This window comes from Dethiosulfatarculus sandiegensis (genome assembly GCF_000931935.2).
Lineage (GTDB): Bacteria > Desulfobacterota > Desulfarculia > Desulfarculales > Desulfarculaceae > Dethiosulfatarculus > Dethiosulfatarculus sandiegensis.
This window is the reverse complement of the sequence record NZ_AZAC01000002.1, coordinates 220,514-237,114: the sequence shown is the minus strand read 5'-3', so window position 1 is coordinate 237,114 and position 16,601 is coordinate 220,514. Positions and strand designations below refer to the sequence as shown.

Here is a 16,601-nt window from a genome sequence, read left to right as displayed (position 1 = left end):
CACCTCACAGGCGGATGGTTGCTCAATGAAAGGCCATATCCCGCAGGAACAGAGCCAGGGACGGGAAAAATATCAAGGTGAAGTTGACGATCAGAAGTATGAGCAGAAAAGGAGGCGAACCCTTTACCACTTCCCAGTAGGGTCTTCGGAAAATGGCTATGGCTGTAAATATGTCGCAGCCAAAAGGCGGCGTGGCCGAACCTATGGCCACCTGCAGGGTGACGATCACCCCCACCAGGACCGGATCAATACCGAGCTTGACCGCCACAGGATGGAAAATGGGACCCAGGATAATTATCACCACAATGGGGTCTACAAACATACAGCCCATGAAAAAGGAAAAGCTGATCACCAAAAGCAGCCACAGAACCGTGGGATCAGGCCCCAGAATCGCCGGCAACAGGGCCTGGGGGATTTTGGCAAAGCTGATCACCCAGGAAAAGGCGGTTCCCACCCCGACCAGCACGAAAACCACGGAGGTGACGACTCCGGTGGACAAGGCTATTTTCGGTATTTCATTGATCTTTACGTGGCGATAAACCACCACCTCCAGGAAAAAGGCATAAAAGACACTCACCACCGCCGCTTCAGTGGGGCTGAAGATGCCCGCGTAGATGCCGCCCACGATTATCACCGGAAAGCCCAAAGGCAAAGCAGCGTCTTTCAAGGCGGCAAACCTTTCCGCCCATGAAGCCCTGGGCAGAATAGGCATTCCCTTGAACAGGGCATAGATATAGCAATAGACCGAAAAAAGAAGCAGGATAAACAGACCCGGCGCCACAGCCGCTATGAACATCTCCCCCACCGAAGTGCCGGTGACCACACCGTAGACGATCATGCCTATGCTGGGAGGAATCAGCATGGCTATGTCGCTTGCATTGATGATAAGAGCCGTGGCAAAGCTGGAGGAATACCCGGCCTCCAGCAGTTTGGGCCTCAAGGGGCCGCCTATGGCGCAGACCGTGGCCTGGGTGGACCCGCTCACAGCACCGAACAGGGTGCATCCCGCTGCCGTAACAATGGACATGCCGCCCCTGATATGCTGCACAAAGGTGCGCACCAGGTTTAAAAGGGAATCAGCCGAACGACCGGCGGTCATGATATCTGCGGCAAAGATGAACATGGGGACCGCTATCAAGGCCAGGGGTTGAACCCCGCCGATGGTCTGTTGGGCCAAAATTGTCTTATTGAGAAATGGAAAGCTGCTTTCCATCACGAATATGGGAGCTGCTATCAACGCCACCATGAAAGGAAACGCCAGTATCAGGCACCCGAGCATGATTATCATCATCCAGGTGAGCATGGCTTGTCCCAACACCTTTCACTAAAGACGGGCAGATAAAAACCATATATCCGCGCGCGCCCGCCCATGATTATGCAACGCGAAAATTCATTAAAATCAATCAGCTAAACCTGTCCGCCAGCCGCTTCCGCCTCTTTGGCGCACTCGGTTGCGCAAGACGCATCCGCACCTACGGCCTCTTCTTCGTACCCGTCCGGAACCTCTATTGAGAGAAAGACCTCTTTGGCGCCCAGATTCTTAAAAATGGTCAGAAGGTATTCCAAGGCGGCCATGAAAAAGCCCAAGGGGACCCAGACGTTTATCTGCCAGACCGGAAACCGCAATATGGGGGTTACCGCGTCGGAGGCCTTTACCTTGAGCACATATTCAAAGGACCAGTAGGCCATGGCAAACATCACCGCACAGGTCACGGTTGCCATGAGAATTATCATTACTTTGCGCACCTTGGCGGGCATGATGTCGTAAAGGGCCGACATGCGGATATGCCTGGCCTTGCGGGCGCAATAGCCAAGCCCCAAAAAGGTGACCAGAACCACCATGGCCTGGGCTGTTTCCTGAACGAACATAATGGAATGGCCGGTCACCACCCTTGAAAACACATTGCCCATTAAAAGCAACGCCAGGCCGATGATGCCATAGGCCAGAATAAACTCTTCCAGTTTCAGCAAAAACCGGTCCAACTTACCGAATGGTCCGTTGATTCCACTATTAGCCGGGTCTGCTTGCTCCTGCATAAGAACCCTTCCCACAGATATTTGGCAGCGGTTTATTTAATGAAAAGTTTGCGGGGAAAATCGGCAAAGGTCTCTGCCTCGCCTTCGGTGACCCTGAAGGCTTCGGAGCATTCAAACCCCCACCCGTCCATCCACATTCCCAGGATCATATGAAAAGTCATATTGGGTTTGAGCACAGTGGTGTCTTTGGGGCGTAGGGAAGCCGTATGCTCGCCCCAATCCGGAGGATAGTTCAGGCCCACGGAATAACCGATGCGGGATTCCTTTTCCAGGCCCTGTTTGGCGATAACCTTGCGCCAGGCCAGCTCCACTTCCCAGGCCTCCACCCCTGCCCTGGCCGAATCCAATGCCGCGTGCAGTCCTTCCACCACCACCTCGGCGGTGGAGACCAGCTTGGCGGGCGGGTTTTTACCGAGATACAGGGTTCGGGCCATGGGGCTGTGATAACGGTGACGGCAGGCAGCCAGCTCCAGGTTCACCGCCACTTCATTTTCATAAGGTTCATCGGTCCAGGTGAGATGGGGAGTGGAGGTCTTTTCACCGGTGGGCATCATCGGCACTATGGAAGTGTAATCACCGCCATACTCGTTGGTGCCGCTTATCTGGGCCTGGTAAATAGCGGCCACGGCATCACATTCCCTGACCCCCGGGGCCACCACCTCCATGGCGGTTGCCAAAACCTTTTCGGTTATCTTGCCTGCCTGGCGCATCAGGGCGATCTCGGCGTCGGACTTTATCAGCCTCACCCAGTTAACCAGGAGATTGGCGTCTTCCACCTTTGCTTCCGGCAAGCCCTTTTCCAGGCTTTGCTGGCTCCTGGCTGTCCAGTAATAGGCATCTGTCTCCACACCGACCCTGGATTTTTCCCAACCCTTTTCTTTTATAAAATCACACACAAAATCAATAGGATGGCGTTCAGTGGTCTGTATATAATTATCCGGATATCCTTTGATGTTCTGAGACGGGAGATAGGTTGTGTATTTAGCGCCGGCAGTATCCATGCCCCGACCGATCCAGGAGGGAACATCCTCTTCAAGGGATACTATGACCACCTGGGGAACATAAAAGGACCAGCCGTCATATCCGGTGAGATAATTCATGTTCGCCGGATCCGACACCACCAGGAGATCCAATCCCCTGGCCGCCATGCGCTGTTTAACCTTCTCCACCCTGACCTGGTAGTCTTCCTTCTTAAAAACAGGCATTGCCAACTCTCTTTAGTGTTTCCTTTTTGATTCTTTGAAAACGGGGCCGGACCAAAGCGACCGGCCCCTTTAGAGATCGAAACATCGACGAAAGGTTGTTTTAGATCCAGCCGCGCAGCTGCATGGCCTCTTCCACCCTCTTCAGGGCGAAAATCCAGGCTCCATGGCGCAAGGAAGCACCGCCCGCCTGTTTGGCCGCCTCGGCAGACTGCCTGTAGGCCTTGGTAATGCGCATCTCAAGTTTTTGATAGACAGTTTCAAGATCCCAATATTGATCGCTTAGCCCCTGGGTGCGCTCAAAATGGCAGACAATCACGCCGCCGCTGTTGGCCACCACGTCCGGAACCACCATCACGCCCATTTTATGGAGGATCTCATCGGCGCCTGTGGTCACGGGACCGTTGGCCCCTTCCACAATCAACTTGGCCTTGATCAAAGGCGCGTTCTCCTCGTGGATAACATTGTGCACCGCACAAGGCGCGACCACATCGCAATCCAGGGTGAAGAGTTCGTCAATGCCCACAGGAGAACCGCCGCTGAACCCGGCCACTCCGCCGGTTTCAGCTACATGGGCTTTCAGGGCCGCAAGATCAAGCCCTTCGGAATTGGTCACGCCGCCGGTGATATCAGAGGCAGCCACCAATTCACCGCCCGAGGCAACCAACATATCGGCAAAGGCAACGCCCACCTGGCCAAAGCCCTGCAAAACGGCGCGGCAGCCTTCCACCGGCTTGCCCATGTCTTTCAAGGCCTCCCGCATGGTGAGGAAAACACCGCGGCCGGTGGCCTCTTCGCCGCCCAACGAACCGCCCAGGCTGGTGGGTTTGTCGTTAATCGCAGACGGGCAATGATGACCGGTGAGCTGCTCATACTCATCGAGCATCCAGCTCATGGCCTGCTGACCGGTGCCGATGTCAGCGCCGGGAACATCAGACCAGGGCCCCTTGGGATTCAGGGCCCGGATGTAAGAGCGCACCAGGGTCTCCATCTCGCGTTGGGTCAGCTTGCCGACATCCGCCCTGATGCCGCCCTTGGCGCCGCCGGCCGGTATATCGGCCACAGCGTGTTTGATGGTCATGAAAAGGCCCAATGCCTTGGCCTCTGCCACATTAAATTCGGGCCTTATACGGGTGCCGTTTCGCACAGGACCGATTGCGTCGTTATAATGAACCCTGCACCCTTCAAAGACTTGGAAGGAGCCGTCATCTTTTTTAAGGGGAATTCGAAATTGCTGAATCCTCTTGGGTTCTTCTAAAAAGGCCATGGCGTTTTCGCCTATGCCGCCGATCTCACCGGCCTTCTTTAAAGTCTTTACCGCTTCCTCGAATACATCGTGTTTGTTCTTTTCCATGTTGACTTCCCAATTAATGACCAATATTCGGTTTTAATGTCCATTTATTTGAACAGACCTTAGGTTAATAGCCCGCCCCATGTCAACATTAAATTCCAGATCATCTTATTTAAATTTATTTTTTCAATCATTACGGTTGGTTTTTTCCCTCCGCTTTTTGCGGTCATAATTAGGTTTGAAAGAACTATTACGCAGAAAAACACCTAACTGAGGTTAGAGAGCACTCCCCATTTCGCGGTTAACATGGTTTTCCCTGGAGCAGTGGGCATAACAAAAAAATTGCAACGGTGTCCGAATATCGGTTACATTTCACTTCAAGAGGTGATATTATCAACTGGTGCGGAAGAAAAGGATCAAGGGGCCTGCCTGGCCCGGATCCAGCAAAAGGCTATGCCAAAGGGGAGATCGGGAGATGACAGAGGAGAAACAAAACCGTCAGTTGGCTTCCACCCTGCTCAAAGGACTCAATATGCTTGAGCTTTTGGCAGCCAACAAGGAACTGAGCGTAACCGAGGTTTCACGCCTCACCGGCCAAAGCCGCAGTTCCTGCCACCGTCTTTTAGCCACCCTGGAAGCCGGTGATTATATTTACAAGACAGACAACCATCGATATCGGGTCGGGCTGAAAGTGCTGGAATTGGCCGGTAAAATCAGCCGCGAGATACCTATTAAAAAGGCTGCTGCTCCTTATCTTCAGACCTTGGCCGCCAAGTTCCGGGAGACCATAAACCTGGGATATTGGGATGGGGGCAAGGTGATTCATCTGGACAAGGTTGAGAGCAATGAAATCCTGACCAGCGACCCCCGTATTGGAAGCGAGGCCCTGGGGCACTGCACCGCCCTGGGCAAGGTCTGTCTGGCTTTTCTGAACCAACAGGCGCTGGAGGCTCTTTTGGACCGCTATCACTTCACTGCGCTTACTCCGCACACCATAACCAGCCGCATGGAGTTTCTGGAAGAGCTGAAAGAAGTGAGGGAACAGGGGTTTGCCCTGGATAAAGAGGAACTGAGCCTGGGTTTGAAATGCGTGGCAGCACCTATATTTGATTTTTCCGGCCAGATAACCGGCGCCATAAGCATATCCGCCCCGGCGGCCCGCATGGAGGAAAGCCTTTTGGAAAAGGCGGTAACCTCACTCACCGAGACCTGTCGCAAGCTCTCCCGGGAACTTGGAGCTAAATAAAAGATAAGGCGCGGGCCTTTTTCGCGCCCGGGCTGTTTAGCAATTCGCTGCTGACAAAGTCCGGGAGGACTTTGTCGGCAAGCCGAGATAAAACGCGACCCGGCATCTACCCCGGTCGCTTTTTTTCAGAAAACCATTAGCCTGCTTCTTTAAAAAGACGCTCATAATCGCTCTTGGCCTGGGCGGCCTTGGCAGGCATGGCCAACTCCATATAGAGCCGATAACGCCTGTTGTGCAGCCCATCGTTGGCCGGATCGACCTTGAGGCCCATTTCAGCGGCTTCCAAGGCCCTTTCGGTCTCACCCACCCTGAACAAAAGATCAACCCAGGCCACAACGGCCTTTGCCAGGAGACGTGATTCATCAACGAGCCACTTATAGTCCACCGGGAAAGGATCCAAAAGCCGTTTCATTTCCCGGAAATGCATCTCCGCCATCCAGAAACGGTTCTGCGACAAATCCGCCAATCCCTTTTTCGCCTGATCCAAAAGGTGGTTCAGATCAACATCCACATGGCAAAGGGCATGTCCTTCCGAGCTGGTCCGCAAATACTTCTTGGCCAGCTTTTTGTTGGTAATGGCGGCAAACCTGGCCCGTAACTTATGCACGGTCTGATAAAGGTTATCCCTGGGTTTGGTGGCCTTGGCCCCTTCGGGCCAGATGCGGTCTATTATTTTTTCCTGGCTTACCGAACGGTCCGGCGTGCGCAAAAGGCAATCCAGCAGCATGCTTTCCTTGCCCGGAACATCGGCCAGATCGATAAAGACATCCGGCGCGTCAAGGCAATAAAGCCTGCCTTCGGCCAGGCTGAGGCGAAGCCTGGGAATGGTTTCTCCGCCGGAAATATAATCCATGCCAAAACGTTTCCTGTAAAGCTTCAGGGCAAATTCAGAGGGCTTCTTTATGTTCTTGAAATAGAGCTCCAAAAGCCTTCTCACCATGAAGCCTTCCCAGTAGAAAAAATGGTAATTTTCCACAGAACCCATTATCTCAAGCATGCTTTTAACATCATCAAGGGCCTCTTTTTCTTTTCCCTCAAGCAGACGGGCATGGGCTCGATAGGCATGGGCCTGGGGCATGAAGTACCTGTCTTCAGCAGCCGCCAGCCTCTTAAGTACAATTTTAAAAACCCGTTCAGCCTTTTTGAATTCTCCTGAAATCCCCCACACACTACCGGCCACCAGATGATTGAGCAGAATAAACAACACCCCCCCAACCCTGGCGCGCAGATGCATGGATCTGGAAACAGCCGCCAAGGCGGCCTCTTTTTTACCCAAAAAGGCATATGCCAGGGCTATGTATTGATGACACTGACTGGCTATATGGTTGGTTTTCTTGACCAGGTCTGAAGCCAACGCCTTATTGGCCAACTCCAGAACCCCGCTGAAATCGCCCTTGGCCATGAGCATATCCATGTCCCAGATATAATAGAAAGCTCCCATGGCCGAATTTTTCACCATGATAGCCTGCTTTTTAAAAAGCTCATCTCTAAGGGACCAATAGTCTAAAAAATAGCCCTTCATCATGGAAAAATTGGTGTAGCTCAAATAGCAGATAAACTTGGTGCTGGGATTTACAGTGGGAGAATTAAGGTAAAGATAATTTTTCTGCTGGCGCAAAAGGGACTCTTTAAGATACCCCCTGGCACTTTTGGTATAGATCCTGGCTACGGTAATACCAAGGGGCACGCTGCCTTCCGAATGCGACCTGAAAATTTCCTCTGCCTTTTCGGCAAATTTATCGGCCAGACCATAATCAGCCATGGTGTAAGTGACACTGAAGCAGATCAGATAAGAGCAGGCTCCGGCCAACATGGCCGTGATTTCCTTTTGCTCTTCTAAAAGGGCAAACAGCTCCATCACACGTTTGGTCACCCTGCGCAGCTTCCAGAGGTTGCCGTGAAACAAAAGCTGATAATTAATCAGCCCCAGACCGGCCAACAGCTCGGCAAGGTTTTCTTTTTTATCCCCGGCCATTTTCCAGGCGGCTTCCAACAATCTTAAGGCCTGTCCGGGGTTTTGATGCAATTTTTCGTTTCCCCATAGGGCCAAAAGCAAAGGCTCCTCATTTACGATATTCTCCGGGAGATGCTTAAGGGCCTGAACCACCAGGGAAAGCCGGTTCATCAACATTAAGTTGGAACCATGGATATAAAGAGCCTTTTTCAATTCGGCAACGTCGCCCGAGCGGGCCAGCAAGTCCAGGGCCTGTCCAAGCTGTCCGTTTCTCAAAAACCATCCAGCGGCCCTTACACAAAACAGACGGCTCCTATTTTCCACAATATTACGCAGGCAGGCCTGTAAGAGATGATGCATGCGGAGAAAATCTGAACCGTCCTGCCTGTGGTTAGTTATAAAACATCCCTTATCATAAAGAGTCTTCAAGGCCCGGCTTGCCGTGTGCAATTCAAGCTCTCCCAAAAGGGCCAGGGGAATATTTTCCAAAAGGGAAACGTCCACCAGGGCATCGGCCTCTTCCGGACTTAAAATACCGAGGCATTGGGAGTTGAAATAATTATCCAGCTCGGAGCCGGGAGCCAAGCCTTGCCGCCTGTCCAGCTCGTTTAGCTCGGTGCGTAAAAGAGAGAGCCCGAACGGCCAGCCTTCTGTAATGGCAAGTAGTTTCCCAGCTTTTTTATTGTCAAGATCCAGACCATAGGCTTGGCGATACAACAAAAGGACCTCGGACTTGTCAAAGGCCAGAGTCTGGTTCGAGATCAAAACAGATTCGTTACGCCTGAAAAGCAGGCCCTGCTCGCCGGGCAATTGGGAGCGGCTGGTTATTATCATGGAAAGGCAGTGACCAAGATGATCAAACAGGAGCCTGAGCCCTTTGAGTGAATGAGGCGCTTTTAAAAGGAGATGAGCATCCTCAAGGAGCAATACGGTTTTTTGCAGAGTCTTCTCAGAGGAAATACTCTTGAGCATCTCAGGCAAAAGAAGCAATAATTCATCCTGGGATGGGCAGGAGCATACAGCCTGGATTATCTCGGTACCGTTCAGGCCGGGGGTGTGCAAGGCAAGATTGGAAAAAAACTTTTCCATGAGGTTGACCAGGGCGGCATCGTTTTTGTCACACTCAACCAGGCAGACGGTCTTATCCAATTGATCGGTCACCTGCCTGGCCAGGGTGGATTTGCCCTGACCGGCCTGAGCCTCGATGAGCAACAGCCTGCGTCTGCCGTCAATGAAAGGCTCACAGAGATTTAAAACCCTTTCCCGCTTCACTTGCCGCATATCAGCTCCACTTTATCCGATCCGCCGGCCTTTGAGAGATACATGCCTGATCAGCTCACAATTTGGGGTCGTTCACCCGGGGTCCCCAAAAATCGCAGATTTTTAGGGGTGGCACCCGGGGTCCCCAAAAATCGCAGATTTTTAGGGGTGGCGCCCGGGGTCCCCAAAAATCGCAGATTTTGGGCACCTGAAAACCCTGTATTGAGTATTTAAGAGCATTATTACTTAATACCATTCCAATTAAGAAAAAAATAAGATTTCAAGGCCAAATTACTCTTGTTTTTATAAACCTTATCTTAAATAAGTTATTCTACTTACGGGAAATAAGAAAAAAGTATGATCAGCCAATAAGATTGATTAATCACGGAGCAAGGAACAACCAAATATCAACCAGACGCCTTGCAAGCTTTGCAAAAACTCATGCAAGGCTACTTAATCGGCTGCCGAAGCAATACAGGCAACCTCTTACAGGTCTTCTGAAAGCCTAATTTACAAGACGCACAAGCGTCCTTTTTTTTAGCGAAACAGGTGAGGCAAGAATGGCCCCTTGCCAAGGCTTGTAATTTCAAGCAATGGCATCCACAAAGCCCGGAAGGCCTTTAGAGGCAAGTTGAAACTGCCGGGCCTGTTCAAGGCCCGGCAGTTTTTTTATCAAGAACTCACGGCAAAGGCCTGGTGAAACAAAACCTCACCTCGGGGCAGTTCACCCTGCAGGCAAAGGGCCATAAAATTCTCTTTGGGAGCATGTTCAAAAGTTAAGCACGATTCCGCCTTGAAACCGAACCTGTCGTAAAACAGGGGATCGCCAACCAGTACGCAGCCCTTACCCTTTATTTGCCGGAGGGCTTGCAGGCCTGCCCGAACGAGTTTGCTTCCGATCCCCTGCCTTTGATATAGAGGAGCAACCGAAACGGGCCCCATGCCGTACCAGGACTGGTCCCTTTCCCCGATAATCACCTTGGAAAAGGCAATGTGCCCGGCTACTTTGCCTTTTTCTTCCGCCACCAGGGATATGGCCAGGTCACCCTGTTCACGCAGGCTCCTGATTATAAGGTGCTCCGTCTGCCTGCTGTAGGGATGATCCTTAAAAGCGGCCCTGGTTATCTCCTCTATTGCCTGATAATCTTCTTGGCTTTCCGGCCTTATCTTCACTTTGCATTCCATGTCATCCAATTTGCCTTGCGCTAAAACCATTGCAATAAGCATCATCGGTATTTCCTGCCTTTCTTGATGCCCCTGACTTTCAGGCTCACCTCTTTCCAGCGCTCCTTTTCCAGGCGGTCAGCGCTTTTTTCCTGTCTTTGCCCCAGAAAATCCATTTCCCGCTTCATCTTGTGATACGCATCCAGGCGGTCTTGCCCCAGCTTTTGATCAGCCACCGCCTCAAGCACCCGGCAGCCGGGTTCATGGGTGTGGGTGCAGTCTGTAAAGCGGCATCCTCCGGCCAGGGCTTCAATCTCCGGAAAGGCGCTTCTGACTCCGTTTTGAGTGTCCCAAAAGGCTATTTCCCTGATACCCGGATTATCGATCACCATGCCGCCTTGGGGCATGAAAACCATGTCCCGGCTGGTGGTGGTGTGCCTGCCCTTGCCCAGGCTTTGGCTCACCTGGCTGGTAGCCTGAATCTCCCTGCCGCTGAGCCGGTTTACCAGGGTGGATTTCCCCGCTCCGGATGAGCCCAAAAGGGCAATGGTTTTGCCTGGTTTTAAATAGTCAGCCACAAGATCCAGGCAGGCCCGGTCGTAAAGGGAGACCAGGAAAACCGGCACGCCAAAGGCAATGCCTTCCACCTCTTCCTTGAATGGTTCAGGGTCTTGTTGAATATCGGCCTTGGTCAGAACAATCGCCGGATTAATCCCGCAGTTATAGATCAAGCTGAGATAACGCTCCATGCGACGCAAATTGAAATCCCGGTCCAATCCGCAGACTATAAATACCGTATCCAGATTGGCGGCAATAACCTGGCCGGTTTGGGCCGCTTCGGTGTTTTTACCCCGGCTGCCGGCCGCTCCACGGGTCAGGGCGTTTCTGCGGGGCAGGACATGGTGGATAACCTTATCCCTCACCAGAACCCAATCACCCGTCACCGGCCTTACGCCGTTTCCCTGATGGGCCATTCTGCCAGCCAGAGTGGCCAGGCACTTTTGCACAGGCCCCCTTATCTGGAACAGGTTTTTGTTGATTCCAATCACCCTGGCGGGAGTCAGGGAGTTATCTTCCTGTAATTCAAAATAGTTTTGAAAATCCTGGTTCCAGCCCAGGCTGACCAGAGAATCATCATTCCAAGAATTGAACTCTGAATTCATTGTTCGCACCCTTGATTATTAACCGGCTTTAGCAATGGCCGAGGCCTCGGGGCTTGGCCCGAAATTAAAACCCCAAACCGATCAAGGAGCGCCTAACCGCAGGCGGTAATTCACCACTGGCGCCTTAATCAAAATAGAGCCCGCAGGTGAACCTGCCCCGGATAAACCAAACCGGTTATGAACTTAAATTAATTTGAAAATTTTAGAGCGAAAGCGAAAGAGTCGCTGAAAAGGAATAGATTCCCTTTACCCAGACTGCGGATACAGCTTGGCTATGGGTTTTAACAGGCTGGAAAGATTAATAAATGGATCTCACACCTTGCAGGGCAAGGCAAAATCAATAATCCACCGGCCGGTCTACCCCTTGGCAGCGATCTTGGCGGCAAGCTCTATTGAAATGCAGAACATCAAAATCTCCTTTGAAATGGTTTAGCCAGGGATAATACCAGAATCTTTGCTAAGAAAAAGGGGAATTAATAGATTTAGCTTAGAAAATGTTTTTCACAAATCGTACATGCCGTGAAACATATCCCAGTAACTGTTTAACTGCACAGTATAAAAAAGCGCGCCCCCCTTTTTCCGGGAAGCGCGTTTTTTTGCTTCACTCCCCCGGTCAAGGGGGAGTTTTTTCAATTGCCCTGTTATTTGTGCATCCGGCAAAAGCTCGGGCATAAGATCCCTGCCCGAGAAGATGAGAAAGGCTTTATTGGGCCTCTTTTTTCTTGATGGCGATTGCGATGCATACCGCAGCCCCGCCCCAGGTGATTCCAAGGCCAACAAGCATCATGAAAATAGCGGAAAATGACATGGAACCCTCCTTTACATACCTTGGGCTGATTTGCCCTTACCCAGGCCAAATTTCTGAATAACCACACCAATCACCAGGATGCCTATAACCGGCGCCCACCCCAGGGAGGCCAAAGCTTCCTGAGGATACTTGCCGTAGGGGACGGTTATGTCTTCAACCAGGTTCATGATGCTGATTATGCCAAGCGCCAAGGGAGTAAGGATCTTAAGGCAATAAATCCACCAGGAGCCCACCGTAAAGTCGCTGATTTTGTTAATGTGTTCCTGGAAGTCAACCAGGCGGCAGAACCAGGCGATGAAAATGATCTCCACCAAGCCACCGGCCAGAACGCCAAAGTTGTTGATAAAGTGGTCCACAATATCGAGAACCAGAAGACCGGCCCGGGTGGTGAATATGATGCTGAAAAGAAAACCGATTAAGCAAAAGACACTCACCGCTTTTTTGCGGTCAAAGTTGAAGCGGTCGGTAAGAGCGGCAACAGAGACCTCACAGATGGAGATCAAGGAGCTCATACCAGCGAAAACCAGGGCCAGGAAGAACAAAGTTCCAAAGAACACCGGCCAGGGAAGGCTGTTGACTGCCTTGGGAATGGTGATAAAGGCCAGCCCCACACCGGAGCTCACCACCTTGTCAATGCCCACACCCTGATGCTGGGCCATGTGCCCCAAAACCGAGAAGACTAAGATACCGCAGAGGATGCTGAAACCACAGTTGGCGAAACCGGTGATAAAGGCGTTGTTTGTGATATCCGATTTCTTGGGCAGGTAGCTGGAATAGGTGATCATAATGGCAAAGCCGATGCTCAGGGAAAAAAAGATCTGACCATAGGCGGCAATCCATACATTGATGTCTGTCAGCTTGGAAAAGTCCGGCTTGAACATCCAGTTCACCCCCTCAAGGGATCCGGGCAGGGTGACGGCCCTCACGGTGATGATGATCACCATGACAAACAAAAGAGGCATAAGGATCTTGGAGGCGATCTCAATTCCCCTTTTGACGCCCTTGAACAAAACAACCCAGCATATGGCCCAGGCGGCCAACACAGAGGCAAAAACCGGCCAGCGAATACCGGCGGGATTCAAAGGAGAATCCGAGAGCTCAAGATAAGTCTTAAAGAAATAGGCGCCGGTGTCCGCACCCCACCCCTGATTAAAGGCAAGGAGAAAATAAGAAATGGACCAGCCGACTACCGCCACATAGTAAATGCAAATGGTAAAGGAGACCAGAATCTGCCACCAGCCCAGCCACTCCCAACGCTTGGAAAGGCGGGAAAAAATCTGATAAGCAGAGCCTCTTATCTTGTGGCCCATGCCGAATTCCAAAATCAGAAAAGGGATTCCGGCTGTAAGCATGGCAAAGAGATATGGAACAAAAAAGGCCCCTCCGCCGTTATCGTAAGCCACATAGGGAAAGCGCCAGATATTGCCTAACCCGATAGCTGATCCAATGGCTGCAAGCACAAAACCCGTACGGGTTCCCCATTGCTCTCGTTTCTCCATTTATATGATCCTTATAATATTGGGTTAATATACCAAGATAATTCCAGACATAATATAGGAATAATCTTATCGTTAAACTCTTCAATATTTTTATTTATTATAGTACTTTAAATCGACGATTTCTTAACTGTCAATAAAACCAAAACCCTACCAACCAAATTATAAAAGTTGTAAAATTTGATTATTGGTGACCAAACTGGGTCTGACGGCGGACCTCCCAATCCGCTTAAGACCCGTAATATTACCGGCTAATTCAAAACTGAACAGCCTAAAACTGCCCTATTTTTAAAACGGAGAAGATGAATAATTTGAATGGTGGGATCGTTTTATTGAATAGATATCAAAGGATTAAGCTATGTATATACAACTTATTATAAATATTAATATAAAAATAATCCCTTTTCAAAATATCTATACCATATCCGCCTTATTTTCCGACAATCTTACTCATTTTTAAAATCAAAAAGCTATATTGAGTTTGGTTTTTCAAGGAAGCCGGTCAAGACAGGAAGTCATAGTTTACTTTTTAGATAAAATATGTAGTGCATAGTAGTATATTACTATCTTTAATACGGTTTTGAAATTCAACCATCAACTACGCACCCAAAACAAACAAATCTATTTTGCCTAATCTTAATGGGGTTAACAGGGCTGGCAGATATTTTTCCCAGGAGAAATCCAGTAATAAAACAACAAAATAAATACTGAGCTCAGTTTTATCATCAAAAAGCAACTAGCCCGAAAGAGACGCAGACCTAATCAGCACACGATTTCGTGGGTCGTCACCCGGGATCCCAAAAATCTCCGATTTTAGGAGTGTACTCGGGGTCCCCAAAATCTCCGATTTTAGGGGTGTTAAATACGCATGGCCATAAGCCGTACCGGAACCAATTTTTTTGATTTTTCCGGCACGGCTTATTCATATAGTGGTTAAAAAACAACAACAAAACAGCTCCAGCCGATCGGTTCAGCGGCTTTGTTTTTTCCTGGTCTTCATCATCCGTCTGCCGAGCCAGATCATGGGTTTTGCCAAGGCCCCCTCCATATCTCCGCTAACTTCCTTAAGCAACTCCGGAATTGGCAGGTTTTGGGGGCATTTTTCCAGGCATTTGCCGCACTGGACGCATTGAGAGGCCAGGGAGGTTTTTTCCGTCACCATCCCGCCATTCTGGAACAGATACATCATCCTGGCCGATTTATCCTTAAAGGCATGCTTTGAATTGTAAAAATCAAAGCAGCTCGGGATATTGACCCCTGCCGGGCAAGGCATGCAATACTGGCATCCAGTGCAGCCGACCTTCATGACCCGCCTGTATTCATCGGCAACTTCCCGAACCAGGTCCAACTCCTGTTCCGATAAAAAATCCGGGCGCATCTCATCAGCCAGCCGGATATTCCTTTGGATATGCTGATCATCATTCATTCCCGAAAGGACCACCGTAGCCTCAGGCTGATTCCAGACCCAGGATAGAGACCATTCGGCTGGCGATTGCTTGCGTTTTGCCCTGTTCCAGATTTTCTGCACCAAAGGAGGCGGGGTTTTGGCCAGGTTCCCCCCGCGCAAAGGCTCCATGATCATCACGGCCATATCCTTGGAAGCCGCGTAGTGAAGCCCCGCAGTGCCTGCCTGGTTTTGGGTGTCCATGAAGTTGTACTGAATCTGGCAAAAGGTCCAGTCATAGTCATCGACAATTTGGTTGAAATCCCCGGAGAGCCCGTGAAAAGAGAACCCGGCGTTTAGAATTTTGCCCTGGCTTAAGGCTTCCTCTAAAAATTCCATAACCCCGTGTTCTTTGGAGCTCTCCCACAATCCTCCGTTTAAGGCGTGAACCAGATAATAATCAATTCGATCGGTCTTTAATTTGCCTAACTGTTCATCCAGGATTTTGTGCATGCCTTCTTTGGAATGAGTCATCCAGTGGGGCAATTTGGTGGCCAGCTTGACCTGGTCACGGCAGTTATTTTGGGAAAAAACCTTACCCACAAAGGATTCCCCTCTGTTGTTGTGATAGGGGTAGGCGGTGTCAAAATAGTTCACCCCCTGTTCAAGGGCGTAAAGCATCTGCCTTTCCGCCGGTTTTTGATCAATGCCTCCCATCTTGCTGGGAAGCCTCATGCACCCGTAACCCAGGATGGAAAGCTTATCTCCGTTTTTAGGCACCTCACGGTATTGCATCTTAAAAACTCCCTGACAAGGTCATGGCTTGTAAAACGGGTCACTTGTCCGTTACAGCCTCTAAAAAAGACCCATGAGCCTGGATCCGGCGCTTGGTCTATACTTATAATCGAACGTTCGTTATTAAAAGTAACAAAAAAATTTTGCTCTTGCCTAAAGCTTTATGGCATCCCAGGCCATGTCAAAGGCCAATTCAAGCTTTTGTTCATCCATCTCCATATCCATATCCAGACAAAAACGGGGATTGGCCAACTGGGAAAGAGGCTTGAAAATAAAGGCCGCAATGATGAATATATCCACATCCTTGATGATTTTCTGCCGAATGCCCGCATTGATCACATTTATAAAGGGGGTGTACTCTTTTTCTATGAGATTCTTATCTACAAGGGAGCTGTAAGGAGAATTGGAAAACTGCTCCATATAGTCATAAGCTTCCCGATTGTTTGAAATATATTCAAATACACAGTACCAGACGTTTTTTATGATGTCCCTTATGGGAAGGCTCCGGTCAAAACCCTCAAGAAGGGCTCCGGCCAGCCCCAGCTTAAGCTCCACATAGGTTGAAACCAGAAGATCTTCCTTGTTCTCAAAAAACACATACAAGGTGGAAGGGGAGACCCCGGCCTCTCTGGCGATTTTGGATACAGAGCTGGCGGCAAACCCTATCTCATTGACAAGTTTCACGGTTGCCTTGAAAAGGGCCTGTCTTTTTTGTTCGTCCTTGGTTCTCATGCCCCTAAAAATAAAACGATCATTCGATTATGTCAAGTACTGTTTGGGGCCCCGGTCTGAAATCTTTAC

The 16,601-nt window shown here is 50.2% G+C and carries 12 protein-coding genes; 1 reads left to right on the top strand and 11 read right to left on the bottom strand.

The annotated features are described in order from the left end of the window. Positions 1 to 22: 22 nt before the first annotated feature. The 4 genes from X474_RS02705 to X474_RS02690 all read right to left on the bottom strand — a co-directional run bounded on the left by X474_RS02705 (position 23) and on the right by X474_RS02690 (position 4,593). Positions 23 to 1,303, bottom strand: a complete 1,281-nt coding sequence (locus tag X474_RS02705; protein ID WP_044346565.1) for a TRAP transporter large permease — start codon at positions 1,301 to 1,303, stop codon at positions 23 to 25. Positions 1,304 to 1,407: 104 nt separating this feature from the next. Further along, positions 1,408 to 2,037 (bottom strand): TRAP transporter small permease, encoded by a 630-nt coding sequence (locus X474_RS02700; protein WP_082464093.1) that lies wholly within the window; start codon positions 2,035 to 2,037, stop codon positions 1,408 to 1,410. A gap of 32 nt (positions 2,038 to 2,069) precedes the next feature. Next, complete coding sequence (locus X474_RS02695) at positions 2,070 to 3,242, bottom strand: M24 family metallopeptidase (RefSeq protein ID WP_044346563.1); 1,173 nt, start codon at positions 3,240 to 3,242, stop codon at positions 2,070 to 2,072. 100 nt (positions 3,243 to 3,342) lie between these two features. Beyond that, on the bottom strand, positions 3,343 to 4,593 hold the full coding sequence (locus tag X474_RS02690; RefSeq protein ID WP_044346562.1) for a Glu/Leu/Phe/Val family dehydrogenase: 1,251 nt from the start codon (positions 4,591 to 4,593) through the stop codon (positions 3,343 to 3,345). 412 nt (positions 4,594 to 5,005) lie between these two features. On the opposite strand from X474_RS02690, the gene X474_RS02685 reads away from it, so the two are divergent. Beyond that, positions 5,006 to 5,776 carry an IclR family transcriptional regulator gene (locus tag X474_RS02685; RefSeq protein ID WP_044346561.1) on the top strand — a complete coding sequence of 257 codons (771 nt, stop codon included), beginning with the start codon at positions 5,006 to 5,008 and terminating at the stop codon, positions 5,774 to 5,776. Positions 5,777 to 5,912: 136 nt separating this feature from the next. Here X474_RS02685 and X474_RS02680 read toward each other — a convergent pair whose 3' ends face one another. From X474_RS02680 to X474_RS02655, 7 genes are all read right to left on the bottom strand, one after another. Continuing rightward, entirely contained in the window at positions 5,913 to 9,011 is a 3,099-nt protein-coding gene (locus X474_RS02680) for an AAA family ATPase (RefSeq protein ID WP_044346560.1), read from the bottom strand. Between the two features lie 651 nt (positions 9,012 to 9,662). Then, positions 9,663 to 10,220: a GNAT family N-acetyltransferase gene (locus tag X474_RS02675; protein ID WP_197281935.1), complete on the bottom strand. Its 558-nt coding sequence runs from the start codon at positions 10,218 to 10,220 to the stop codon at positions 9,663 to 9,665. Beyond that, positions 10,217 to 11,317 (bottom strand): ribosome small subunit-dependent GTPase A, encoded by a 1,101-nt coding sequence (gene rsgA / locus X474_RS02670; RefSeq protein ID WP_044346559.1) that lies wholly within the window; start codon positions 11,315 to 11,317, stop codon positions 10,217 to 10,219. The genes X474_RS02675 and rsgA overlap by 4 nt, the downstream gene beginning before the upstream one ends. A gap of 703 nt (positions 11,318 to 12,020) precedes the next feature. After that, on the bottom strand, positions 12,021 to 12,125 hold the full coding sequence (locus X474_RS25945) for a MetS family NSS transporter small subunit (RefSeq protein WP_156360584.1): 105 nt from the start codon (positions 12,123 to 12,125) through the stop codon (positions 12,021 to 12,023). Between the two features lie 11 nt (positions 12,126 to 12,136). Then, entirely contained in the window at positions 12,137 to 13,624 is a 1,488-nt protein-coding gene (locus X474_RS02665; RefSeq protein ID WP_044346558.1) for a sodium-dependent transporter, read from the bottom strand. Between the two features lie 967 nt (positions 13,625 to 14,591). Then, a complete protein-coding gene (locus X474_RS02660) occupies positions 14,592 to 15,800 on the bottom strand; it encodes an aldo/keto reductase (protein ID WP_044346557.1) in 1,209 nt (402 codons plus the stop codon). A gap of 153 nt (positions 15,801 to 15,953) precedes the next feature. Next, a complete protein-coding gene (locus X474_RS02655; RefSeq protein WP_044346556.1) occupies positions 15,954 to 16,532 on the bottom strand; it encodes a TetR/AcrR family transcriptional regulator in 579 nt (192 codons plus the stop codon). Positions 16,533 to 16,601: the final 69 nt, after the last annotated feature.